This is a genomic window from Mesorhizobium sp. M0139 (assembly GCF_040322455.1).
Taxonomy (GTDB): domain Bacteria; phylum Pseudomonadota; class Alphaproteobacteria; order Rhizobiales; family Rhizobiaceae; genus Mesorhizobium.
In genome coordinates, this window is the sequence record NZ_JAMYTN010000015.1 from 55,615 (window position 1) to 79,933 (window position 24,319).

22 protein-coding genes and 1 pseudogene are annotated in these 24,319 nt (G+C 63.3%); 11 read left to right on the plus strand and 12 right to left on the minus strand.

Going from position 1 to position 24,319, the window contains the following annotated elements; all coding sequences use genetic code 11:
* Window positions 1–159: 159 nt before the first annotated feature.
* Genes NKJ58_RS24320 through NKJ58_RS24330 form a run of 3 tightly spaced genes read right to left on the minus strand, consistent with a single transcriptional unit; the run spans window position 160 to window position 3,720 of the window.
* Window positions 160–942 carry an alpha/beta hydrolase gene (locus tag NKJ58_RS24320; protein ID WP_352498010.1) on the minus strand — a complete coding sequence of 261 codons (783 nt, stop codon included), beginning with the start codon at window positions 940–942 and terminating at the stop codon, window positions 160–162.
* A gap of 41 nt (window positions 943–983) precedes the next feature.
* A complete protein-coding gene (locus NKJ58_RS24325) occupies window positions 984–2,432 on the minus strand; it encodes an NAD-dependent succinate-semialdehyde dehydrogenase (protein WP_352498089.1) in 1,449 nt (482 codons plus the stop codon).
* 58 nt (window positions 2,433–2,490) lie between these two features.
* The gene (locus tag NKJ58_RS24330) at window positions 2,491–3,720 is read right to left on the minus strand and encodes an iron-containing alcohol dehydrogenase (protein ID WP_352853984.1); all 1,230 of its coding nucleotides are present in this window, start codon (window positions 3,718–3,720) and stop codon (window positions 2,491–2,493) included.
* 175 nt (window positions 3,721–3,895) lie between these two features.
* Here NKJ58_RS24330 and NKJ58_RS24335 point away from each other — a divergent pair, with 175 nt between their 5' ends.
* Both NKJ58_RS24335 and NKJ58_RS24340 read left to right on the plus strand, forming a co-directional pair.
* Window positions 3,896–4,594: a GntR family transcriptional regulator gene (locus NKJ58_RS24335; protein WP_023682751.1), complete on the plus strand. Its 699-nt coding sequence runs from the start codon at window positions 3,896–3,898 to the stop codon at window positions 4,592–4,594.
* 156 nt (window positions 4,595–4,750) lie between these two features.
* Entirely contained in the window at window positions 4,751–5,344 is a 594-nt protein-coding gene (locus NKJ58_RS24340) for a DJ-1/PfpI family protein (protein ID WP_023667783.1), read from the plus strand.
* Between the two features lie 270 nt (window positions 5,345–5,614).
* Here NKJ58_RS24340 and NKJ58_RS24345 read toward each other — a convergent pair whose 3' ends face one another.
* From NKJ58_RS24345 to NKJ58_RS24360, 4 genes are all read right to left on the minus strand, one after another.
* Window positions 5,615–6,247, minus strand: a complete 633-nt coding sequence (locus NKJ58_RS24345; protein ID WP_023751775.1) for a class I SAM-dependent methyltransferase — start codon at window positions 6,245–6,247, stop codon at window positions 5,615–5,617.
* 129 nt (window positions 6,248–6,376) lie between these two features.
* Window positions 6,377–6,976: an NADPH-dependent F420 reductase gene (locus NKJ58_RS24350; RefSeq protein ID WP_023732290.1), complete on the minus strand. Its 600-nt coding sequence runs from the start codon at window positions 6,974–6,976 to the stop codon at window positions 6,377–6,379.
* Between the two features lie 32 nt (window positions 6,977–7,008).
* Window positions 7,009–7,761 (minus strand): SDR family NAD(P)-dependent oxidoreductase, encoded by a 753-nt coding sequence (locus NKJ58_RS24355; protein ID WP_023751777.1) that lies wholly within the window; start codon window positions 7,759–7,761, stop codon window positions 7,009–7,011.
* Between the two features lie 50 nt (window positions 7,762–7,811).
* On the minus strand, window positions 7,812–8,546 hold the full coding sequence (locus tag NKJ58_RS24360; RefSeq protein ID WP_023699875.1) for an SDR family NAD(P)-dependent oxidoreductase: 735 nt from the start codon (window positions 8,544–8,546) through the stop codon (window positions 7,812–7,814).
* A 229-nt stretch (window positions 8,547–8,775) separates the two neighbouring features.
* Between NKJ58_RS24360 and NKJ58_RS24365 the strand changes: the two genes are divergently transcribed.
* Window positions 8,776–9,672, plus strand: coding sequence for a LysR family transcriptional regulator (locus NKJ58_RS24365; protein ID WP_352853986.1), 897 nt, complete (start codon window positions 8,776–8,778; stop codon window positions 9,670–9,672).
* A 133-nt stretch (window positions 9,673–9,805) separates the two neighbouring features.
* Here NKJ58_RS24365 and NKJ58_RS24370 read toward each other — a convergent pair whose 3' ends face one another.
* The 5 genes from NKJ58_RS24370 to NKJ58_RS24390 are packed head-to-tail and all read right to left on the minus strand — an operon-like array spanning window position 9,806 to window position 16,448.
* Entirely contained in the window at window positions 9,806–11,398 is a 1,593-nt protein-coding gene (locus tag NKJ58_RS24370; protein ID WP_023699873.1) for an indolepyruvate oxidoreductase subunit beta family protein, read from the minus strand.
* Window positions 11,391–13,544, minus strand: a complete 2,154-nt coding sequence (locus NKJ58_RS24375) for a thiamine pyrophosphate-dependent enzyme (RefSeq protein ID WP_352853988.1) — start codon at window positions 13,542–13,544, stop codon at window positions 11,391–11,393. Before NKJ58_RS24375 ends, NKJ58_RS24370 begins: the two co-directional genes overlap by 8 nt.
* A gap of 44 nt (window positions 13,545–13,588) precedes the next feature.
* Window positions 13,589–14,071, minus strand: coding sequence for a MarR family winged helix-turn-helix transcriptional regulator (locus tag NKJ58_RS24380; RefSeq protein ID WP_023686909.1), 483 nt, complete (start codon window positions 14,069–14,071; stop codon window positions 13,589–13,591).
* Window positions 14,071–15,642, minus strand: a complete 1,572-nt coding sequence (locus NKJ58_RS24385; RefSeq protein ID WP_352519539.1) for a phytoene desaturase family protein — start codon at window positions 15,640–15,642, stop codon at window positions 14,071–14,073. The genes NKJ58_RS24380 and NKJ58_RS24385 overlap by 1 nt, the downstream gene beginning before the upstream one ends.
* 14 nt (window positions 15,643–15,656) lie before the next feature.
* Complete coding sequence (locus NKJ58_RS24390; protein ID WP_023686911.1) at window positions 15,657–16,448, minus strand: cyclase family protein; 792 nt, start codon at window positions 16,446–16,448, stop codon at window positions 15,657–15,659.
* Between the two features lie 119 nt (window positions 16,449–16,567).
* Here NKJ58_RS24390 and NKJ58_RS24395 point away from each other — a divergent pair, with 119 nt between their 5' ends.
* The 8 genes and pseudogenes from NKJ58_RS24395 (at window position 16,568) to NKJ58_RS24425 (ending at window position 24,191) form a co-directional block, all read left to right on the plus strand.
* Entirely contained in the window at window positions 16,568–18,142 is a 1,575-nt protein-coding gene (locus NKJ58_RS24395; RefSeq protein ID WP_023667794.1) for a phytoene desaturase family protein, read from the plus strand.
* 110 nt (window positions 18,143–18,252) lie between these two features.
* On the plus strand, window positions 18,253–19,779 hold the full coding sequence (locus NKJ58_RS24400; protein ID WP_352519540.1) for an ABC transporter substrate-binding protein: 1,527 nt from the start codon (window positions 18,253–18,255) through the stop codon (window positions 19,777–19,779).
* Window positions 19,780–19,812: 33 nt separating this feature from the next.
* Window positions 19,813–19,925 (plus strand): annotated as a pseudogene (locus NKJ58_RS31530) (endonuclease domain-containing protein); the annotation flags it as partial.
* Between the two features lie 42 nt (window positions 19,926–19,967).
* Window positions 19,968–20,975 carry an ABC transporter permease gene (locus NKJ58_RS24405; RefSeq protein ID WP_023740549.1) on the plus strand — a complete coding sequence of 336 codons (1,008 nt, stop codon included), beginning with the start codon at window positions 19,968–19,970 and terminating at the stop codon, window positions 20,973–20,975.
* Complete coding sequence (locus NKJ58_RS24410; RefSeq protein WP_352519541.1) at window positions 20,968–21,816, plus strand: ABC transporter permease; 849 nt, start codon at window positions 20,968–20,970, stop codon at window positions 21,814–21,816. Before NKJ58_RS24405 ends, NKJ58_RS24410 begins: the two co-directional genes overlap by 8 nt.
* Window positions 21,813–22,691 (plus strand): ABC transporter ATP-binding protein, encoded by an 879-nt coding sequence (locus NKJ58_RS24415; protein WP_352519542.1) that lies wholly within the window; start codon window positions 21,813–21,815, stop codon window positions 22,689–22,691. The genes NKJ58_RS24410 and NKJ58_RS24415 overlap by 4 nt, the downstream gene beginning before the upstream one ends.
* Entirely contained in the window at window positions 22,684–23,514 is an 831-nt protein-coding gene (locus tag NKJ58_RS24420) for an ATP-binding cassette domain-containing protein (protein WP_352519543.1), read from the plus strand. The genes NKJ58_RS24415 and NKJ58_RS24420 overlap by 8 nt, the downstream gene beginning before the upstream one ends.
* A gap of 77 nt (window positions 23,515–23,591) precedes the next feature.
* Window positions 23,592–24,191 carry a VOC family protein gene (locus NKJ58_RS24425; protein WP_352519544.1) on the plus strand — a complete coding sequence of 200 codons (600 nt, stop codon included), beginning with the start codon at window positions 23,592–23,594 and terminating at the stop codon, window positions 24,189–24,191.
* Window positions 24,192–24,319: the final 128 nt, after the last annotated feature.

Here is a 24,319-nt window from a genome sequence, read left to right on the forward strand (position 1 = left end):
AATCACGCTGGAAAGCATGAACCACGTCGACGTCGACATCGCCGGCGGGCTTACGGTATGGCGACCGGTGGCGGAAGATTTGCCACCGCTGTCGGCACCTCGATGCTGCGACGCTACTTTGAAGAACGGTCGCGCCCAGCAGCGCTTCTGGCGGAAGTCTCAGGCGGCCACGACGCGGGCCAGCAGTGACGCGGCCTCGGTACCAGCCAAGCCAAGGTCACGGACGCTGCTCATGTGATTGGCCCCACCAAGGGTGGTGCGCGAAACAGTCAGTCCCTGTGTGTCAAGGTGGTCCGTGAAGAGTGCGGCCTGGCTGTGGAACGGCGGCGTTTCATCGGCGCCGACCGAGATATCTACGCCCACGGATGGATCGAAACTGTGGTCGATCGGCGAGAATCGGCGGGCCTCCTCGTCGGTGATCGCGATCTCCGCGGCAAGGAACGACATCTGCAATGGCTTCAGGTCGTAAAGGCCGCCAAGCAGCAGCGCAGCTTTGATGCCGGAAGGCCGCTCGTCACCGTCGAAAAGCATTGTTGCCAGATGCGCACCGGCGGAATGACCGCTAACGGTCAGCAGGCCGGGATTGCCGCCATGGTGTGCGACATTGTCAAATACCCATCGCTTGGCGCGGCGCACCTGGTCGACGATCCTGGCCATCCTGACGGTCGGCATCAGCGCGTAGTCGACAATGACCGCGATCGCGCCTGCGTTCGTAACGGTCTCGGCGACGTAGGAATAGTCGCGCTTGGAGAACATGCGCCAATAGCCCCCGTGGATGAACATGTGCACCGGCAGGCGGTCCCGTTTGCCCTCGGGAAAGAACAGATCGATGGTTTCGGTGGCGTCAGCCCCGTAGGCGACATCGGCGACCATGGGAACGTTCGCCCTGGTCTCCTCGCTTCTGCGAACGATCTCGGCGACCATGTCGTCGAACTCGACCACATGATCGCGAATGCGAAACGGATCTTTGGCGGGATGTCCGCTCACAGGGTCACGGCGATGTACTTGGCCTCCATGAACTCGGCAACGCCATGCTTCTGGCCGCCTTCTCGCCCCAACCCGCTTTGCTTGACTCCGCCGAAGGGCGCCGCCGGATCCGACATCAGGCCGCGGTTGAGCGCGATCATGCCCGACTCGATCTTTGATGCCACGCGCATTCCTCTGGCCAGGTCGCGCGTGTAGATGTAGGCCGCGAGACCGTATTCTGTGTCGTTGGCCTTGGCGATGACCTCCGCCTCGCTGTCGAAGCGACTGATCGGCGCCACGGGACCGAAGATCTCCTCGTGAGCCATGGCAACGTCGGCCGGCACGTCCTTGAGCACCGTTGGCGGATAGAAAAAGCCTCTGCCTTCAGATACGCCGCCACCACACAGGATTTTGGCGCCGCGGGCAACGGCGTCCTGCACAAGCCGGTCGATCTTGTGCACAGCCTTCCTGGTGATCATCGGCCCGCATTCTGTGTCTGAGTCTGTGCCCGGGCCCACGTTGAGTGCCGCCATGCGTTTGCTCAAGCCTTCCGCGAAAGCATCATGGATGCCGGCCTGGACGTAAAGCCGGTTGGCGGCCGTGCAGGCTTCGCCGGCGTTGCGCATCTTGGCAACCATCGCACCGTCGAGGGCTGCTTCCAGGTCGGCGTCGTCGAAGACGATGAAGGGTGCGTTGCCGCCAAGCTCCATGGAACAGGAAATGACGTGCTTTGCGGCTTCGGCCAGCAGCACGCGGCCGACGCCGGTCGAGCCGGTGAAGGACAGCTTTCGCACGCGCGGATCGGCCAGCATGGCCGCCGTCACCGGCCCGGGGGTCGAGGTCGTCAGCACGTTGACGACGCCGGGCGGCACGCCGGCCTCCTCGTAGAGCGCCGCAAGCGCATAGGCCGTCAGCGGCGTCTCGCTGGCGGGCTTCAGGATCACCGTGCAGCCGGCCGCGAGCGCCGGAGCGATTTTGCGTGTCGCCATGGCAGCCGGGAAATTCCATGGGGTGATGAGCACGCAAATGCCGATGGGCTGGTAGTCGACAATGATCCGGTTCGCGCCCGAGGGCGCAAGGCCGAACTCGCCGTTGATGCGGACCGCTTCCTCGGCGTTCCAGCGAAAGAATTCCGCCGCATAGGCGACTTCGCCGCGCGCATCGCGCAGCGCCTTGCCGTTCTCCAGCGAGATCAGCGCGGCCAACGTCTCCGCCCGTTCGGTCATCAGTTCGAAGCAGCGCCGCAGGATTTCCGATCGCCTGCGTGGCGGGGTCTCGCGCCAGCCGGCCGCCGCCTTTGCGGCCGCGTCGACGGCGGAGGCGGCGTCTGCGAGCGTGGCGTCGGGAACCGCAGCGATCACGGCTTCGGTCGAGGGATCGACCACTTCGATCACGCGGCCCTCCGATGAGGGCCGCCAGCGTCCGCCAATGTAGAGACCGTGCGAGACCGTGGCGTAGTCGAACATATCTTGATCCTCGTCGGATATGCCTGCGGCAATGTTCATTGGATGAACTCCTGGTCGATCACATCATGGTGGCGGACATGTCGCCGTCATAGGCAGCCCTGACCAGCTGTCGCATCGCGGCGCGGTCGAACGGACGCGGATTGTTCTTGATCAACCGCTCGATGCCGAGCGCCTGCTCGGCCGTCCAGTCGATCTTGTCTTCGGGAAGACCCAGTTCGGCCAATGTCGGTGTGATGCCGATGGCGCCAAACAGCCGGCTCACCTCACGGATGGTGGCGTGCGCCAAGGCATCGGCGTCGCCGCCGCCCTGACGGGAAAGGCCAAGAGCAGTGCCGACTTCCGCAATCTCCGCGGCTGCTGCGGCCAGATTGTAGGTCATCACGTAGGGCAGCATCGTGGCCACTCCCAGGCCATGCGGGGTGTGGGTAAGCGCGCCAACGGGATACTGCACCGCATGGGCGGCGGCCGTTCCCGCCGTACCGAAGGCGCAACCGGCGGCCAGCGCTCCCATCATGACGTCGGCGCGCGCATCCTCGTCCGATCCGTCGCGATATGCCTTTTCCAGACTGCGGCCGAGCAGCCTGATGGCCAGAAGCGCGAAATGATCGGTCAGAGCGCTCTTGCCGATGAACACGTGCTGTTGCGGCAAATGAGGGTCGGCGCCGCGTTTGGCCGCTGTGAAGGCCTCGATTGCGTGCGTCAGCGCGTCGGCGCCGGCGATCGCCGTCAAGGACGGTGGACAGGTCACCGTCAGATCCGGATCGCAAAGCGCCACTGCCGCGATGAGATGCGGACTGGCGATACCCACTTTCAGCGTCCGATCCGGGTCGGAGATCACGGCGACGGGGGTCACCTCGGAGCCTGTTCCAGCCGTCGTCGGCACTGCGACCACCGGAAGGGTAGGGCCGGGTACCTTGAACTCGCCATAGTAGTCCTCGAGCTTGCCGCCGTGGCTGAGCAGAAGTGCAGCGCATTTGGCCATGTCGAGGCAACTGCCGCCCCCGATGCCGATCACCATGTCCGGCTTGAAATCCTTCGCCTGCGCAATGCAGGTGGCGACGCTGTCGCGCGGCACATCCGGCAGCGTTCGGTCGAAGACCAGCGCCTCGATCACCGCGTTGTGCAAGCCAGCCAGAATCTCGGCGAACTGCGACGTCGCCGCGAAGCGCTCATCGGTACAGACGAACGCACGCCGTCCATATTTGGCGGCAATGGCAGGCAGGACATGGCGCTGGCCTTTGCCAAATAGAATCTCGCTCGGCAGGCGCGCCGCTGCAAACAAGCTCATGCACAAGATCCTGCGAAGACGGATTGGAAGCCGACAGGCTTGGCTTCGTGCCAGAGGCCGACCTCGGCGCTGCAGGTCATGATCATGCGATACCCCTCTAATAAAATCGTATAGGATATAGGATTGAGTTTCGCGGAGCATCATGTTAGTGGGTGGTTCTGTCAAGAGGCAAACGATGCAGAACACGGACCTGACGGTTGACAATGAAGCCCGTGCGACCGGTCGTATTCAGCGCGCCAACAGTCTGGCTGGCGACGTTTACGAAGCAATCTTCGCGCAGCTCATGTCTTTGAGGATTGCTCCGGGATCGCGCATCACCGTCGACAATCTCGTCAAGGAATTCAACGTCTCGCATACCCCCATTCGTGAAGCGCTTGGCAGGCTGGAGGGGGAAGGGCTGGTTCTGAAAACCCACCTGATCGGCTATCGCGCCGCCCCACAAATCACCCGCCGGCGCTTCGACGAGCTTTACGAGCTGCGTCTATTGCTTGAACCTGCCGCCGCGGCCAAAGCCACCGCAACAATGGACGGCGAGCGCCTTGCCGCGCTGCAGGAGGCGGCCGGCGTCATGGCTCGGCGGGTCGGCAAGGACGAACGCCTGCGCTATTCGAACTTCGCCCGTCAGGACGCGATCTTCCACGACAAGATCGTCGAGTTCGCCCAGAACGAACTCATTCGCGAGACGCTGAATCACCAGCATACCCACTTCCATATCTTCCGCCTGATGTATCACTCCAGGGTGACCGAAGAGGCGCTCGACGAGCACGAGGCTATTCTCGCTGCCTTTGCCGGGGGCGATCCGGACGCCGCCGAAAAAGCCATGCGTGCGCACATCGAAAATTCGCGGGACAGGCTCCTGCCTGCGTTCGAGTAGCCTGGCGATGTCTTGTCCGAGGCACCCTCAAGCGCGGCGCGCCGCTGTTCGCCCAGCCTGCCGCCTACGAATTGTACTCCCCGTTCTGAGCCGATTTCGATACCGGAAGGAGGCGCGCAGTGCACCTCGCCCCTGAAACAAACCGAGAGGAAAGACATGCCAGCCAAAAAAATCCTGATGCTGACCGGTGATTTCACCGAGGAGTATGAAATCTTCGTCTATCAGCAGGCGATGGAAGCGGTGGGACACACCGTTCATGTCGTGTGCCCCGACAAAAGCGCCGGAGACATGATCAAGACGTCGCTGCACGATTTCGAGGGCGATCAGACCTACACCGAAAAGCCCGGCCACAATGCGCTGATCAACAAGACCTTTGCCGACGCCGAGAAGCAGCTGAGCCAGTACGACGCTGTCTATTGCGCCGGCGGTCGTGGCCCCGAATACATCCGCACCGACAAGCGGATACAGGCAATGGTGCGCCATTTCCACGAGGCGAAAAAGCCGATCTTCACGATCTGCCATGGCGTCCAGATTCTGATCGCGGTCGACGGCGTCGTGCGCGGCAAGAAGGTGGCGGCGCTCGCCGCCTGCGAGCCGGAGGTGACGCTTGCCGGCGGCACTTATATCGATTTGTCTCCCACCGACGCCTATGTCGATGGGACCATGGTTTCAGCCAAAGGCTGGACCGCGCTTGCGGCGTTCATCCGTGAATGCCTGAAGGTGCTGGGAACGGAAATCCACCATTCTTGAACCGTTTGTCCCGGCGCATCCCTGAGGGGATGCGCCGGCTCCCTCAACGGCGCGGCGACTTCCGTCATTTCATCAAGTTCAGATCAGGAACCTGCGGCAGGTGTGCTCCAGAACCTTGTGCCATCATCACCTCGGACGCCTTCAAGGCGCTGCCGCATCGCGTGCGTGCACCAGCGCGCCATCCTCGTTGAGCTTTCCCAGCTTGACGGGTGCGAACCCGAGTTGATGGACTCAATGGGAGGTCGACATGAAGTCGGCGCCCGGGAGCTGTCAGGGCTTCACGAACCGAAACGCGAAGCGATCGGTCTCGCCCTTGATCGCGGGATCGAACACCTTGATCGAGTGCGGGTCATCCTTGTTCGCGAGCACGGTGCTTTCCGCGTCCAGTACGAAGCCGGCCGCCTCCACCTCCTCGCGGACGAATGCAGGGTCGATCCGATGCAGCGACCGGGTGTCGCTCGTGCCCGACCCAGTGGCGGCGGCGTGGTCGACGATAACGTAGGACCCACCGGGTTTCAGCCGCTTGTAGACAGCTCGATTGAAGTCGGCCGCCGTCGCACCCTTCTTCTGGACCAGGGCGGTGTGAAGATCGTGGTAAAACAGGTGCAGCCATAGGACATCGGCTGGCGGCGTGACCTTCGGCATCGCGACGAGATCCGCCGAGGCGGCTTCGACGTTCTCTCGGCTCGGCTCCTTCGCGAGCGTCCGCATGAGGCCGACCGGATCGTTCTTGAAGTGGGCGACTTCGGCCGGCACGAAGCTGTAGACCCGCCCCTCTGATCCGACGATGTCGGAGAAGAGGCGCGTCCAGTCTCCGTCGCCAGGGTAAACGTCGATCACGGTGGAGCCCGCCTCGATTCGTGCGAACCGGATTAAATCGGACACCTTGGATTGGTCGTACATCGAAATTTCCTAGTGGATATTCTTCTGGGTGCTCATACTGATTTCTCCATTTGCTCGGATCGGATCGGGCTTGATCCGATCCGAGTTCCGATCGCGTGCGTCGTCTCTTTGCCGGGGACGTCGCGCTCGTCAGTCGAATTTGACCAAGTCCTTGAAGATCAGATGACCCCAGCTGTTTCCGCGCGCCTGGACCAGCAGGCCACCTTCCGACACCCCGCCAAGCTTAATCGGCGCGAAACCGAGATTTTCCGCAAGCTCCCCAGTCTGTGTTGCGGCAGCATCATCGTCGCTTGCCAAGAACACGACCCTCCGGCCACCATGTACGGCCGGATCCTGATCAAGCACCGGGGCGACCAGATGGTTGAAGCCCTTGACCAGTTTTGCGCCAGAGAAGGCCTGCGCGATTAACTTGGAAGAAGGTTGTCCTCCCAGTTCCTCAGGGGGCACGCCATAGGCATTGGTCACATCGATGATCGTCTTCCCCTGCCAGGTGGGGAGCGCCTTCGCAACATTCGGGTGCGCCTCGAAGCGGACAGCCAAAAAGATGATGTCCGCCTTGATGGCTTCCGCCAGTTTTTTGGGGATGATGGTGGGTCCGATCGCGGCCGCATCGGCGGCAAAGCTTTCCGGGTCGCGTGTGGTTGCAACGGAAACTTCGATGCCGTTTCGGGCAAACGCCTTGGCAAGGGCCCGTCCGATATTGCCGAATCCTACGATTGCATAGTTCATAGTATTTCTCCGATCTGGTGCTAATGCCGGGGTCAGACTTGCGCCATGCCCCCATCGACGGCGAGATCCACGCCGGTGACGAAAGAACTTTCATCGGAGGCGAGGAACGTGACGGCAGCAGCGATTTCCTCTGGTTTGCCCCTGCAACCCATTGGGATCTGTGACGCAAACTGGGCGGCCGCTTGCTCGGCTTGCTCAGGAGTAAGGCCAGTCGTTGTCTCCAAGGCCGGCGTCTCGATTGGTCCCGGACTCATTGCATTGACGCGGATTTTGCGGTCTTTGAATTCCAGTGTCCAAGCGCGCGCGAAGTTGCGTACAGCCGCCTTGCTCGCGGCGTAGGTACTAAACCCTGGAAGCCCCAACACGTTCGACACTGAAGAATTCAGGATGATCGAACCGCCGTCTTTGAACAGGGGAAGGGCCTTCTGCACGGTAAAGAACAGACCCTTCACGTTCACATCGAAGGTCTGATCAAAATGTGCCTCGGTAGCGACGGCGAGCGGTGCGATCGTCCCCGCGCCGGCGTTGGCGAAGAGAATGTCGATATGACCATGTTTCTCCTTCACGACGGCATAGAGGCGATCCAGATCTTCCAGGAGCGACACGTCACCCACGACCGTCGTAACGCTTTTCATGATGAAGGCTGCGGCCTCGTTCAGCTCTTTCTCTCTTCGCCCGGTAATCACGACGCGCGCTCCTTCTTCTACGAAGCGCTTGGCTGTGGCCAATCCGATCCCGCTGCTTCCGCCCGTGATGACTGCGATCTTGCCTTCGAGTTTTTTCATAATTCTTTGTCTTTCGTTGCGCACGGGCCAGGTACGGACCGCGCTGGGGGTCAGAGTTGAGCCAGGCCGCCGTCGACGGCGACCTCGCTGGCGGTCATGAAGCTGCTGTCCGGCGACGCGAGAAAGGCGGCCACGGCCCCGATCTCCGCCGGATCGGCCATGCGCTGGAGCGGGGTCATCGCGCCGTAGGCCTTCTGGCCTTCCTCGCCTAACGCCTCCTTCGCGAGTTCGGTCGCCGTCGCTCCGGGCGACAGCACGTTTACGCGGATGCCGGTGCCCTTCAGGTCTTCCGCCCAGGTCCGCGCCAGGTTGCGCACTGCCGCCTTGCTCGCGCTATAGGCAGTGAACCCCGGAGCGCCCGTGGTGCCGGCGCTCGACCCGGTCAGGATGATCGAACCGCCCTGGCTCATCAGCGGCAGCGCCTTCTGGACCGTGAAGATCGTACCCTTCACATTGGTGTCGAAGGTTTCGTCAATGTGCCTGGCGGTGATCTGGCCGAGCGGAAGCGGGCTTCCCGCCCCGGCATTGGCGAAGACGATGTCGAGGCTTCCGCGCTCGGCCTTCACCGCAGCGTAGAGTCGGTCGAGGTCGGCCTCATCCGAGACCGAGCCCATAACCGCGCGGGCATTAGGCCCAAGGTCAGCCACGGCGGCGTCGAGCGCTTCCTGCCGGCGGCCGAAGATGAAGACGAAGGCGCCCTCCTCGATAAAGCGCTTGGCTGCGGCGCGGCCGATGCCCGTAGCGCCGCCGGTTATCACAGCGGTCTTTCCATTCAGTCTGTTCATGTCATGCATCCTTCGTTTCGCCGTCTCGTGTCTTTGGCTGTACGGGAAAGTCCCGCGAGAGCCTCAAGATGGGTTCGCCGAAGTCGGGCGGTGAGTGCGCAATCGCGCACATCGCTGGTGCGAAAACGATCCAGTAGATGATTGAACGCCACGATGACCGCACGAACTTACGGCTGATCGTGTTAGTATGGGCTTTTGCAAGCCGCACTTCGCTGCGCAGGAATGCACCATGATCGACTGGGATGACGTTCGCTACTTTCTTGCTGCCGCGCGCGTAGGCTCGGTGCGTGCCGCCGCCGCACACCTCGGTGTGAACCACTCGACCGTGCTGCGACGCATCGCTCAGCTCGAGGAACGCCTCGGGGCGCAGATGTTCGAAAAGCTGCCTTCCGGCTACCGCCTGACGGCTGCGGGCGAAGAGGTCCTCGATCTCGCGACCCAGATGGAAGCGTCGTCGCACCAGCTGGAGACGCGAGTCTTCGGTCGTGACCAGAGCGCGCGCGGGTTTTTGCGGGTGACGCTTCCACCGTTCCTCGCCACACACCTGCTCATGCCGGATCTCGCCGACTTCGCGCGTTTGCATCGCGACATCGAGATGGAAATCTTGTCGTCCGGTGAGCTGGCAAATCTGACCAACCGAGAGGCCGACGTCGCGATCCGCATTGTCGCCGACCGCAAGACCCTGCCGCTCAATCTTCACGGCCTGAAGGGACCGGAGCTGTTCAGCGGCGTCTACATGTCTCGCGATCGACTAGCCGCGTGGCGTGCGGGCACGCTTGATCCCATCCGATGGATAGGCATAGACAATCATGGAATTCCGGACTGGGCGCGCGAGGGAGAAGTTCACGTCACGGGAGTACCGTTCAGGACACCTGACGCCGAGACGCAGATCATCGCGGCGCACCAGGGGATTGGGATAACGAAACTGCCGTGCTTCGTCGGAGATACCGACCCCCTGCTGGTGAGGGTGCCGGGGATCGACGTGCCCATGCATGGGACACTCTGGCTTCTCACGCAAGGCGAGACACGCAACACGAAGCGGGTGCGGCTCTTCACAGAGTTCGTATCCCGCAGGCTCGCCGCGTACGCTCCGCTTCTCTCGGGGCTGTCCATATCGCGCGACTGACGCCCGGCAGATCCGCCGGCAACGCTTCCCGCAATCCGGGTGGAAGCCGAGCTGCGATCGCTTGAAGCGGCGTGTTCAATCCGCGAATCCAGTGGGAGTAGGGAAACGGCGGCAGTAGCGTAGAGGTACCAGCCTAAGCTCGACCTCTTCCCACACCATGATCAGACAACGATGCCACCGTCTTCAGCGCGCCATCGAGCATGTCGCCTTTCTCGTCTTTCAGCGCAGCTTCGCGCAACCGCCTGATCCAGTCGGCAGCGTCATCGCGGCTCCTGACCAGATCGAGCGCCGACAGCACGCGATCGAATTTGGACTGGGCGCGGAGGTGGGTGTCGCTGTAGCCCTTGATCAGCCGGCGGCAGTTCAAGATTTCGACGGCGAGCGCGTAGTCCTGAGGCGCGTGGCTGAGCGCCAGCGCATACCAGCGCTCCAGATGCGCCGTCTCGACCTTGTGGCGCAACAGGCGCCGCCGCCAGCGGCGCAGGCCGCCAATCAACCAGAGGACCGCAAAGCCGGCAAAGCTGTCGGTGCGGATGCGCCGGCCGCGATTGATGCGCCGGTCGAGAAAGCCGGCAAGTTTCGGCCGGTTCTCGATGTAGCTGCCAAACCCCGCCGGCAAGGTGCCGCAGAACTCCTCGATGCGCGGATGGAAATATTCGGTCACTTGCAGGATGGAGCCGTCCTTGACGCCCACCTCCTTGCGCACCCGCCGGTCACGCGTCGAACGTGTCTTGAGATCGGCGACGCGGATCATGTCGTCGTAGCACAGCGCGTTGGCCAGATGCTTGGCGGCAGCGATGGACAATGCATGGGCATGTTCAGCGCTATCCAGCGCGACCGCCTGGTCGAGCCGGTCGAGATACTCGCCGCCATAGGAGATGTCCTGGTAGTCGACGACCTTTCTCAGGCCCCGGAGCGCCATGTCGCGCACCGCCGCGGGCATCAGGTCGATGCGGGCGGCCAGCGCCTGCCAACCCTGCAGCAGGTTCGGCGGACCGCTCACACGCCCTGAACCCGGAGCGGGGTCGACCGTGGCCGGTTCTGCCGGCTGTGGCGCGGGGGCCGTCGTACCGCGCGCGCGGTCGTAGGCGACGGCGAAGGCAGCAAGGCTGGCTTTCGCACCCCGGCCGCCGGCGCCGATCGCTTGCTCATAGCTTTCACGCGTGAACGGCAATGCGTCGGAGCCGGCCAGCGCGCCAAGCAGACTGGCCGAGATCATTGAGCCATTGTCCGCGGCGATCTTTTCCATGTCGAAGGCGATGAAGCGTTTCGATGCAGCTTCCGCCGTCGCGCGTACCTTGGAAGACGAGGCCCGGCCGTCACCCGGCTCGATCTTTTCCGACACCGCGGCGATACGGTGCGAGGAGGTGATCAGCGTGGTGCGATCGGGCGTGACGAAGCCCCTGATGATGGCGCGGCCGGCTTCCATCAGCTCGGCGGCGATCAATATGTCGACATCGCCTTGCGAAGGCGAAAGGGCAAAGACCGGCAGCCGGCCGGTGTCGCGGGCCATCTCGACGTAATAGATCGTAGCGCCGGTGCGCTGGGCGACGCCGGCGACCGAGGTCGATTGCGCGACATAGGAATTGCGCTCGGCGACATCGGTGATCCAGTCGGCGAGCACGCCGCCGCCCTGGCCGCCGACCGCGAGCAAAGCGAGTTTGATCACCGGCTCGGTATCGGCGGCATCGGATTTCGGGCGCAAGGGCGAAGCCTGGTCAAGCATCGGCGAACGTCAACCTGCGGCTTTCACGGCGCCGCTGCAGCAGGCCGATCACGGCGCGGCGCGTGCCTTCCAGAAAACGATCCCAGCGGCGGGGATTGTGCACGACATCGGCGCGGTAGAAGGAAGGGCACAGCACCGCTGCATCCGCCACTTCACCGCAATTGCCGCAGCCGACGCAGCTCTGGTCGATCGATGCCACCGGATCGTCGCGCAACGGATCGTCGAGCGACTTTAACGACAGCGACGGGCAGCCGGACAGCCGCATACAGGCATGGTCGCCGGTGCAGATATCCTCATCGACGCCGAACTTCGGCTTGACGACGCGAGTCCCACCCTTGATCGCCTTGTCGACCAGCGGCTTTTCGCGGCGCTGGCGATTGAGCATGCATTCAGACGAGGCAACGATGACCTTGGGACCCTTTTCGTCCGTCGTCAGCGCCTCACGTAACGTGTCCTGCATCTTGGTGATGTCATAGGTGCGGTCGACATGGCGCAGCCATTTGACGCCCATGCCCTTCACCGCCTCGGTGATCGGATGCTTGGTCGACTTGGTCTTGTTGCCCGCACGCGACGACAGGATGTCCTGCCCACCGGTGGCGGCGGAGTAAAAATTGTCGACGATGACGATGACGCCGTCGTTCTTGTTGAAGACCGCGTTGCCGATCGAGGAGGTCAGGCCATTGTGCCAGAAGCCGCCATCGCCGACGAAAGAGATCGACCGCCGTTTGGCGTCGGGCGAATTGAACGCCGATGCCGATGCCGGCCCCAGCCCGTAGCCCATGGTGGTGGCGCCGAGCTCGAAAGGCGGCATGATCGAGAACAAATGGCAGCCGATGTCGGATGCGATGTGGTGGTTCCCGAGTTCCTGCTCGACCAGCTTTGTCGCGGCAAAAATCGGCCGCTCCGGGCAACCGATGCAGAAGCCTGGCGGACGTCCCGGCACGACGTTGATCAGGTCCGCGGCGTCAACGCCGTCGCCGACCTTGTTGGGCGCGCGCACCTCACCCGGCAAGAGATGCGGGGCCTCGGCGCGCAGGAAGGCGCCGATGCCGTCCAGCATGACCTGGCCGGTATATTCGCCGGCCATCGGCAGATACTCCTTGCCGACCAGCCTGGTGCCGCGCCCGGCCTTGTGCAGCATGGCGGCAAAGGCCTGCTCGATGTAGTTGGGCTGGCCCTCCTCGACCACGAGCACCGTCTGCTTGCCTTCGCAGAAGGTGAGGAACTCGTCATCGATCAGGGGATAGACGGCGTTGAGAACGTAGAGCGGCACATCCGTCTCGCCATAGGTGTCGGCAAGGCCGAGCCGCTGCAAGGCGCGGATGACCGAATTGTACATGCCGCCCTGCATGACGATGCCGACCGAGCCATGGTCCGAACCGAAGAATTCGTTGATCTTGTTCTTGGCGATGAACTCCACCGCCGCCGGCCAGCGCTTCTGCACCTTCTCCTTCTCGTGCAGGAAGGAGGCGGGCGGCAACACGATGCGGCCGGTGTCGCGGCGCGGCGCGTCGAGCGCATCGGCCACCGTCATCGGCGGGCGCTTGTTGTCCTTGGCGATGAAATGGCCATGCACATGGCAGCAGCGGATGCGCACCTGCAGCATCACCGGCGTGTTGGATGCCTCGGACAGCTCGAAACCATCCTCCACCGCCTTGACGATCGACGGCAAATTGGGGCGCGGGTCGAGTAGCCAGACCTGGCTCTTCATGGCGAAGGCATGGCTGCGCTCCTGCATGATCGAGGAGCCTTCGCCATAGTCTTCGCCGACGATGATCAGCGCGCCGCCGGTGACGCCGCCGGAGGCGAGGTTGGCCAGTGCGTCGGACGCGACATTGGTGCCGACGGTCGACTTGAAGGTCGCCGCACCGCGAATGGGGTAATGCACCGAGGCCGCCAGCATGGCGGTGGCGGTGGCTTCCGAGGCGCTCGCCTCGAAATGCACCCCGAGTTCGCCCAGAATCTCCTGTGCGTCGGCCAGCACGTCCATCAGATGGCTGATCGGCGCGCCCTGGTATCCGCCGACATAGCCGACGCCGCATTGCAGCAGCGCCTTGGTGATGGCGAGAATGCCTTCGCCCGCAAATTCCTCGCCGGCGCCGAGCCTGAGTTTTTCGACTTCCTTGGCAAAAGAGCGTTCGGCCATTTTTCCAACCTTCCGTTGCCGGCGGTGCGGCCGGCGCCTAACGTCTAGATGTCGTGCTTGCGAATGTTCTTCAGCATCTTCTGCAATGTGGCGATCAGCGCCGCGTATTCGGCGTCGTCGACATCGTCGAACATCGCCTCGAACGCGTCATGCATTGCCGGCCAGGCGCGCGCGAACTCGGCGCGGCCGTCATCGGTCAGGAAGACATGGCGGATGCGGCTGTCTGTGACGCCTTGCTCGCGCCGCACGAAGCCTTGCCCTTCCAGCGTGTCGAGCGTGCGGCTCAAGGTCGACTGCTCGATGACGGTGTAGACCGAGAGGTCGTTGACGGTGACACCGTCGGTGACCGACAGCACGGCCAGCGTGCGGACCTGCGGAATGGTCAGGCCCTGCTTGCGGAAATCGTCGCGCAAGGTGGCGTTGTAGCGCCCCATGATGCGGTTCATCAGATAGGGCGCGAATTGCTGCAGGCCGATCTGGCCAAGCGTCGAAATGCGCTGGCGCTTTTCCGGAACCTTCTGCTCCATCAAAGCCTCCCCGCCAGCAGAAAACCGGAACCGCCGCCGAGGCCCGCGCCCGGATGGGTGGACGCGCCGATGTGATAGAGGTTTTTGATGCCGGTCTGGTGGTTGCGGCTGGTCTTGAATGGGCGCCACAGGAACGACTGGTCGAGGGTCGAGGACCCGCCATAAGGATCACCGCCGACCAGATTGATGTTCATCGCTTCCAGATCGGCCGGCGAATAGGCGCGGCGCGCAATCACGCTGCCCTTGAAGCCATCGATGTGGCTGGCGAGAATGGTTTCGACGCGGTCGGCGTAGGCTTCACGCAGCGCCTCGGTCCATTGTCCGTCAGCCGGCGTCTGCAGCTTGCCGGCGGCGTCACCCTTGATGTGCCGGGGCGCCTCGGGCAGTTGCAGCCACAGGATCGCCTTGCCTTCCGGGCAGCGCGATGGATCGAGCGCATGCGGCTGGCCGACGCAGATGGTCGGCACTTCCGGCAGCATCCCGCGCGCCGCCTCGTTGCAGGCTTTCGAGACGCCATCGAGCCCCGGCGTCAGGTGCAGCAGCGCCACCTTGTCGAGGCCTTCGCCGCGCCATGCCGGCGGCTTGGCCAGCGCATAGTGGATCTGGAAATTGCCTTTGCCGTAGCGATATTTCTGTGTCGCCTCGACCTCGGCTTTGGGAGCATCCGCGCCGAGCAGCCGGCCGTAAAGCTGCGTCGGCGTGACCGAGCAGATGACGCTCTTGTTTGCTGTAATCGTTTCGTCGGATGCCAGCCGCACGCCGGTCGCGCGGCCACCGCTCTGGACGATCGAGGCGACATCGGCGCCGGTGCGGATTTCGCCGCCGCGTTCACGGATCAAGGCTTCGAAGGCGGCGAGCAGGTTCTTCGCCCCGCCCTTGACGATCGGCGCGCCGGCCGCTTCCAGCGCGAAGGCAATGACCTTGGCGATCTGCCCTGAGAAAGCATCTTCCGGTCCAAGCCCGGCATGCAGCACCCAGGGCGCCCACAGCGCGCGGATTGTCTCGGACTGATAGGTGCTTTCCAACCAGCTGCGCGCCGGCACCAGTGCCTCACCCAGAAAAGCGGCAAGGCCACGCGGGCTGCGCCGCCAGGCATCGCCGGCCAGCAGTTTCGCCGTCGGATAGGACCACAGGCTGCCGCCGAGCAGGCCGAACAACAGGCCGGCATTGCGCTCGATGCCGCTGACATCGTCCGCATGCCGGTCGCCATCGTCGGCGGCAATCGCATTGATTGCCGCGACATTGGCGGCGCGGTTGGTGGTGAGCACTGCATGACTGCCGTCCGGCCGCAGCACGCCGGTTGGCGTGCCGGTGTGACAGAACTCCAGCCCGTGCCGCGCGAGATCGCTGCCCAATGCCGCAAAGGCCGGCGAGGTGATGAACAGCACGAAGGTGGTCGCCATCACGTCATGGATGAAGCCGGGCGCGGTGATCTCCTCGGTACGCATGCAGCCGCCGATGCGGTCGTTGCGCTCGAGGACGAGCACCTTCGCGCCCTTGCCGCCAAGCATCGCCGCGCAGACCAGCGCGTTGATGCCGCTGCCGACGATGATGTGATCCGGCTGGCTCACCTCAGCGTGCTTTCTCAGCCTTTCGACACCAGCGCCAGCGCGCGGATCGGGCTGCCGGTGCCATGTTCGATCTTGAGCGGTGCGGCGATCAGGATGGCGCCTTTTGGCGGCAACTGGTCGAGGTTGCAGAGGCTGGCAAGGCCATAGCGGTTGGCCTTGTGCATCAGCGTGTGCGCCGGGAATGGCGGCTCCATGCCGCCGGCCTTGCCGGCATCGGTGCCGATCGTCTCCGAGCCCCAGCCCTTGATATCCTTGCTGATCAGGAACTGGATGGCTTCGGCTGTGGGACCTGGCGTATGCGGGCCGGTTTCGTTGGCGTTGAGGAATTCGGCTTCCGAACCGTTGCGTTTGTACCAGTCGGTGCGCATCACCACCCACTCGCCGGCGTTGATGGCGCCATGCTTGGCTTCCCACGCCTTGATGTGGTCGACGGTGAGCAGGAAATCGTGATCGGCGGCGGCTTCCTTCGAGCAGTCGATGACATTGACCGGGCCGACGAAGTTCTGCGCCGGAATGGTGTCGGTGGCGCCGTCCGGATAATCCTTGCCGCTGATCCAATGCTGCGGCGCATCGAAATGCGTGCCCGAATGCTCCCCAAGCTTCAGCCAGTTCCATGCCCACCACGGGCCGTTCTTGTCATAACGGGAGATGTTATGGATCTCGACCTTTGGCGTGTCGACGGCAAGCTCCGGCGGCAGCTTGATAAGGGGCGTGTCGGGTCCGAGTTGCGCAGAGAGGTCGACCACCCTGATGGCGCCTGAAAGCAGCTGGCCGGCGACTTCGCCGAGGAGTTTTTGCGTGTCCATGGTCTGAAGTTCCCTCTTTATGGTGAAGATCAAGGCTCGTCTCGGCCCTTAATATCCTACTAGACGAAAACATATGCATCTGCAATTATCTTTAAGCATAAAGGAAATGGGAACGGGGCGTGAGCGAGTTTGACGCCATATTCGTCGGGGCGGGCCACAACAGTCTGGCATGCGCCGCGCATCTCGCGCTCAAAGGCTGGAAAACCGGGATTTTCGAGCGCAGCGCAGCAATCGGTGGCGCCGTCCAGACCCACGAATACACGCTTCCCGGCTTCCGGCACGATTTCGGTGCAATGAATCTGAGCCTGTTCGCCGGCTCCGCCTTCCACCGGAAATATGCAAATGAATTGAAAGCACAGGGTCTTGAGTTCGCGCCGGTCGCCGACTGTTTTGCCAGCGCCTTCCCGGACGGACGCTGGTTCGGCGTCAGCAACGATCTGGAAAAAACCACCGGCCGCATGGCCGCTTTCTCCGCCGCCGATGCCGCGACCTGGCGTAGACTGGTCGCTGCCTTCCCGGCAGAGGCCGAGCATCTGTTCCGGCTGCTGGGCTCGCCGATGAGTGCCCGCGCGCTTGCCGGCACCGCCTGGAACCTGTGGCGCAAGAAGGGCATGTCAGGCGCGCTCGATACTGGTAGGCTTTTGCTGTCATCGCCGCGCGCCTGGCTGGAGGAAAATTTCGAGTCCGCGCATGTGCGGGCAACGCTTGCCACCTGGGGCATGCATCTCGACTTCGCCCCCGACATCGCCGGCGGCGCCGTATTCCCCTATCTTGAATCGATGGCCAATCAGAGCTTCGGCATGGTGCTGGGCAAGGGTGGCGCCGACACCATCATCCGCGCGTTGTCGGGCATGGTGGCGTCGGCCGGCGGCACGATCGTCACCGGGGCGGAAGTTGCCGAGATCACAGTTGCCGGCGGCAAGGCATCGGGCGTGCGACTCGCTTCAGGTGAGACACATACGGCGACCAAGGCAGTGATTGCCGGCGTCGCGCCCAAGGCGTTGAGCGGCAGGTTGCTACCCAACGGTTCCGGCGACGCCGGCTTCGACACGGCGATGCAGAAATTCCGGCACGCGCCGGGCACGATGATGATCCATCTGGCGCTCGACGACCTGCCCGATTGGCGCGCCGGCGCCGAGCTTCGGCAGTTCGCCTATGTGCATCTGTCGCCGTCGCTCGACGCGATGTCGCGCACCTATCAGCAGGCGATGGCGGGCATGCTGCCGGACGAACCGGTGCTGGTCGTCGGCCAGCCGACCGCGATCGATCCGTCGCGCGCGCCTCAGGGCAAACATGTGCTGTGGGTGCAAGTGCGCATGCTGCCTGCCGAAATCCTGGGCGATGCGGCAGGCAGGATCGCTCACGCGCATTGGGATCAGGTCAAGGATGCCTACGCCGAGCGCGTGCTCGACATCATCGAGATATACGCACCCGGACTGCGCCCGAAAATCCTCGGCCGTGCAGTGTTCTCGCCAATCGACCTCGAGCGTGAGAACCCCAATCTCGTCGGTGGCGACCAGGTCTGCGGCAGCCATCATCTGGCGCAGAACTTCTTGTTTCGCCCGGCGCGCGGCTATGCCGGCTGGAACACGCCGGTCGCCAATCTGCACCTCACGGGCGCCGCGACATGGCCGGGCGCCGGCACCGGCGCGGCCTCGGGCTACATGCTCGCGCAACAGCTTGGCGGGAGGTAGCTCGGAAGATTTCAGGAGGGCGACGAGAGGCAAGGCGCTGCTGCCCACGAAGCCTGAAGCTATGAACTGGTAGTGCCGCGCAAAGACAACAAACAACAAGGGGAACGACCATGACAATCAACAGACGCGAATTGCTGGGATACAGTGCCGCGGCACTTGGTGCGGCCGCAATCGGCCTGCCGCAGATCGCCAAGGCAGCGGGCGAACTGACCATCGCCTATAACGTCAACCTGCCGTCCTGGGATCCGACCACCGGACCCTCGGCCGTCAACCCGACGATCCAGGGCCTCTACCAGTCAGTGTTCGACCAGTTCATTCCGCAAAAGCCGGACCTGTCCTTTGCGCCTGGCCTGCTCACCGAATGGGGCTGGAACGAGGATCGCACCAAGGTGACGATGACGGTGCGCGAAGGCGTGACCTGGCATGACGGCTCGCCCTTCACGCCCGAGGACGTGGTCTGGTCGCTGCAGCGGGCGGGCGACGAAAAGACCGGCAATCCGATCCAGTTCGTCTGGAAGAACGTCAACAATTTCAAGATCGACGGCAACAAGATCACCGGCGACGTCGTGCAGTTCGATCCGGTCTACTTTAAATGGATGTCGTTCCTGACCGGCTACATCCTGCCGAAGGCCTATTATGAGAAGGTCGGCGCCGAAGGTTTCGAGAAGGCGCCGATCGGCACCGGCCCTTACATGGTGGAAAAATTCGAGCGAAATGCTTTCCTCCGACTGAAGGCCAACCCGCACTATTGGGGCGACAAGCCGGCCTTCGAGAATGTGACGATCAAGTTCGTCACTGATGCGGCGAGCCGCGTTGCCGAAATCGAATCCGGTTCCTCGCAGGTGACGCTGGAGGTCCCCTATGAAGAGTATGACCGGCTGATCGCCAAGGACGGGCTTGCCGGCTCGTGCAAGCCCGTTTCCGACATCGGCATGATCTTCTTCAACGACATCGAAGCGATGCTGGACAAGAACGTCCGCCAGGCCGCCGTCATGGCTGTGGACAAGGAGCTTCTGGTCAAGCGGCTGCTGCGCGGCTATGGCCAACCGATCGCTACGCTGGAGACCCCGGAGTACACGGCCTTCGACCCCTCGATCAAGGTCGAGCACAATCCGGAAAAGGCCAAGGAGCTGCTCGCGGCTTCCGGCTATTCGCCGGAAAAACCGGTCAAGTTCACCATCCAGACGACCAAGGGCTTCAAGCCCAAGGATTATGAGATGATCCAGGCGATCGTCGGCATGTGGCGTAAGGTCGGCATCGAGGCGACGATCGAGGTCTACGAGATCGCCAAGCACTATGAACTGCGCGCCGCCGACAAGCTGGCGCCGGCCGCCTTCTACAATTGGGGCAACGCCATCGGCGACCCGACGACGTCGACGGGTTTTGCCATGTATGGGCCGAGCCCGCACTCGGTGTGGGACAGCCAGGACCTGATCGACATGATCAATCCGCTCTGGGGCGAGAAGGACGAGGCCAAGCGCATCGCCGGCTGGAAGGCTGTCGACAAGTATATCGCCGAGCAGGCCTATGTGCTGCCGCTGATTCAGTATGCGCAACCTATCGTGCATGCCAAGGGCGTCAACGTGGTGCAGCATGTGTCCGGCGCGCTGCTGCCGGCGCTGATGACCCCGGCCTGATATCGGCTTGTGGGCGCCACCCTTCGCTGAGCGGCCCCCTCATCCGGCCCTTCGGGCCACCTTCTCCCCGCTGGGGAGAAGAGACCAGCTCAGCTGTCCGTGACCTCTTCTCCCCTCGGGGAGAAGGTGGCCGCGAAGCGGACGAATGAGGGGGCTCTTCGTTAGAAACGCACTGGGCCAACACCAGAATGCTCCTGCAACGATTCCTGATCCGTCTGCTGACGATGCTGATCACGCTGTTCGGCGTGGCTGTCGTCGTCTTCGTCGTGATCCGCGTCGCGCCTGGTGACCCGATCGCCATGATGCTGCCCCCCGGTGCGACAGATGCCGACATCGACCGGCTGCGTGCACTCTACGGGCTCGACAAGACCATCGTGCAGCAATTCTTCATCTGGCTGTCCGGCGTCGTCAGGGGCGATTTCGGCACCTCGATTTCGCTCAGGCAAGATGTGCTCAGCCTTGTCTTCAATCGTTTGCCGGCAACGCTGGAACTTGCCATCATCGCGCTCGTCATGGCGGTTGGGCTCGGCGGCACGACGGCGATCCTCGGAGCCCGCGAGCGCGGCACGGCGGTCGAAGCCGGCATCGATATCGCCAGCGGCGCCGCCCTTTCCATTCCCGATTTCCTGTGGGGCCTCGTGCTGATCCTTTTGTTTGGCGTGCTGGTGCCGATCTTCGATATCTCCGGCCGCGTGTCGCCGCAGCTCGATCTGCCCTTCGTCACCCAGTTCTATTTCTTCGAGAGCTTGCTTCGGCTGCGCTTCGACCTGACCTGGGATCTGCTGAAACACATGCTGATGCCCGCAGTAGCCTTGGCATTGCCGCTGGCGGCAATCATCGCGCAGTTGCTGAAACAGTCGCTGAAGGAAGTGCTTGACCTCGACTATGTCGTGCTGGCCCGGGTGAAGGGGTTTTCGGAAACGCAGGTTATCCTGCGCGAGGCGCTGAAGAACGCTGCCTTGCCGACACTGACTCTCGTCGGCGTCCAGTTCACCTTCCTTGTCGGCGGCACGGTCATCGTCGAGCGGCTGTTTTCCTACGAAGGGCTCGGCAACATGGCGATCGATGCCGTCATCAACCGCGACCTGCCGCTGATCCAAGGCATCGTGCTGGTGTTCGCGCTGCTGTTCGTGCTGATCAATCTTGGCGTCGACATGATGTACGCGCTGCTCAATCCGAGGCTGCGCCATGGATGAGGCACGCATCGCCCGGCGCGGACTCGGCCCGAGGCTGTGGCTGGCCGGCGGCTGGCTGCTGCTGGCGCTGCTGGCCGCGATCTTCGCGCCGCTGGTCGCACCGCAGGACCCGCTGGCGCAAGACCTGATGCTGGAACGGCTGCCGCCATTCTGGATGAGTGGTGCGGAATCCGGCTATTGGCTGGGCACCGACAGCCTCGGCCGCGATCTCCTCTCCCGGCTGATCTTCGGCGGCCGTATCGCCTTCATCGTCGCTTTCGCGGCGGCGATCGCCGCCTGCCTTGTCGGCTCGACGCTCGGACTGGTCGCCGGCTATTTCGGCGGCTGGGCCGACCGCATCATTTCACGCATCGTCGACGTCTGGATGGCATTCCCGCCGGTGCTGTTCGCCATCCTGCTGGTCGCGGCGCTCGGCACCGGCCTCAGTTCCGTCATCCTCGCCATCGTCATAATCGACTGGACGCGCTTTTGCCGGGTGATCCGCGCCGAAGCGATGGGCCAGTCGCGCATGGACTATGTCGAGAACGCCCGCATCGCCGGCTATGGCCGCATCGGCATCATGCTGCGCGAGGTGCTGCCCAATGTGGTGCCGTCGATCGTGGCACTGCTGTCGCTGGAGATGGGCATCGCCGTCATCGTCGAGGCCATCCTGTCCTTCGTCAATCTGTCGATCTCGACCGACGATCCGACCTGGGGCGGCATCATCGCCGAGGGCCGGCTGTCGATCCATCAGGCCTGGTGGGTGCTGGTGTTTCCGCTTGTCACGCTGATCCTCACCGTGCTGTCGTTCAGCCAGTTCGGTGAGGCGCTGAAGACACGCTTCGATCCGGTGCTGCGATGAGCGCTTGCCTGGATATTGCCAATCTGAGCGCCGTGCTGCCGAACGGCCAGCGCGTGCTGCGGTCGGTGTCGCTCTCCGTGCAGCCGGGTGAGGTGCGTGCTCTTGTTGGCGAGAGCGGCGCCGGCAAGACGATGATCGGCAAGGCGGTGCTCGGTGTGCTGCCGTCAAGCGTGCGCATCGTCGAAGGCGCCATGCAGCTCGAAGGCGAAGACCTCGGCAGGCTGCAGCCCAAGGCAAGGCGCACGCTGATCGGCGCTCGCACGGCGCTGATCCCGCAAGATCCGTTGACTGCGCTCAACCCGTCGCGCCGCATCGGTCCGCAGATGACTGACCAGCTGGTGCGCATTCTCGGCTGGAACGGTGACAAGGCGGACAAGCGTATCCGGCAATTGTTGGATGAGGTGCAGATCCGCGATCCCGACCGGGTGCTGAAATGCTATCCGCACGAGCTGTCCGGCGGCATGCGCCAGCGTGTGCTGATCGCCGCCGCCTTCGCCGCCGAGCCACGGCTGATCGTTGCCGACGAGCCAACAACCGCGCTCGACGTGACCGTGCAAAAGCAGATCCTGCGCCTGATCGCCGAGTTGCAGCGCGAGCATGGCACCGCGATCCTGTTCGTCACCCACGATCTCGGCGTCGTTGCAAAGATCAGCCAGCAAGTGTCTGTGCTCTACGCCGGCAAGGTGGTGGAAGAGGCTAATACAGCCGCTCTCTTCGCCGCGCCTGAGCATCCCTATACGCGGGCATTGATAGCCGCCACGCCACGCTACACCCATCCCTTGGCCTCGCTGAAGCCGGTGGACGAGACCGTGCTGGCCGGGCTTGCCGCCGAGATCGGCGCGGCAGACCAGGCGTGGAGGCGGCCGCATGGTTGAGCCGCTGTTTTCCGTGCGCGGGCTGAAGGTGGCGCTGCCCGACATGACCCGCAAGCCGCTGATCGGCCGCGCGCCGCTGGCCGAGATTTTGAAAGGACTGGACTTCGATCTGCCGAGAGGTTCGGTGACCGGCATCGTCGGTGAATCCGGGTCCGGAAAATCGACGCTCGGCCGCACGCTTGTCAGACTTCTGGAGCCGAGCGTCGGCAGCATCCATTTCGAGGGCCGCGATATCGCCCATCTGCCGGATGCGGAGCTGCGACCTCTGCGCCGCGACCTGCAGATGATCTTCCAGGACCCGATGTCGTCGCTCAACCCGCGTCGCACCATCGCCGGCATCATTGCCGCGCCGCTCAAGCAGAATGGGCTTGGCGACAGGCTCAAGGAACGCGTCGCCGAGGCATTGCATCGCGTCGGCCTGCCGCAAAGCTTCGCTAGTCGCTATCGTCATGAACTGTCGGGCGGGCAGCGCCAGCGCGTCGGAATTGCGCGCGCGTTGGCGCTTTCGCCGAAATTCGTGCTGGCCGACGAGATCGTCTCCGGCCTCGACGTATCGACGCAGGCGCAGATCCTCACCCTTTTGGAGAGACTGGCCGCGGAGATGGGGCTGACGGTCGCCTTCATCAGCCACGACCTGTCGGTCATCCGGCGGCTGTGCCAACAAGTGATCGTCATGCGCGAGGGCAGGATCGTCGAGGCGAGCGGCACCGATGCGCTGTTCGACAATCCCAGGGAGACCTACACGCGCGACCTGCTTGCCGCCATCCCACTGCCTGAGATCGACGCGGACTGGTTGCGGCCAGCAACGAAAGCGCCGGCATAGGACTGTTCACCCTCCACGCCGAACAGCGGGCTTCGGACGTGCATGAGGGCAAAATCAGCCCGCGAACGGAGGGTAATATGAATTACGCAGCCCGCGGCACGATGCTTGCCGCGATCCTGTTCTGCTCGATGGGAACGGCTTCGGCCGATGCGATCCCCGGCATGCGCGGCCACGACCACACCGGCATCACGGTGCCCGACATGAAGCAGGCAGTCGACTTCTTCACCGAAGTCGTCGGCTGCAAGAAGGCGATGTCGTTCGGTCCGTTCGCCGATGACAAGGGCACCTTCATGCAGGACCTTCTGGGTGTCGATCCGAAGGCTGTCATCGAGCAGGTCACCATGGTGCGTTGCGGTTATGGATCGAACATCGAGTTGTTCAAATACACCGCGTCCGACCAGAAGGATTTGACTCCGAAGAACAGCGATATCGGCGGCTTCCACATTGCCTTGTATGTCGATGATGTCGCCGCGGCGAAAGCCTATCTCGACGGCAAGGGGGTGAAGACGCGGATGGGGCCGCTGCCGGTCAAGGAAGGTCCGGCGGCCGGCCAGACCATCCTCTATTTCCAGGCGCCATGGGGATTGCAACTGGAGGCGATCAGCTATCCCGATGGGATGGCCTATGAGAAGGGTGCCGAGACTGTGCTGTGGAGCCCGAAGAACCCGGAGAAGTGATTTCCAGAGCGCGCTTGTGGGGCCAACCTGCAGGCGCGCCACCCGTGTCCTGCAATCGTTCCAACATGAAACTTTAAGCTTGAAATATTTTATCTCCGGCGCGATACTTGAGATGCAGCAAGCGAAGA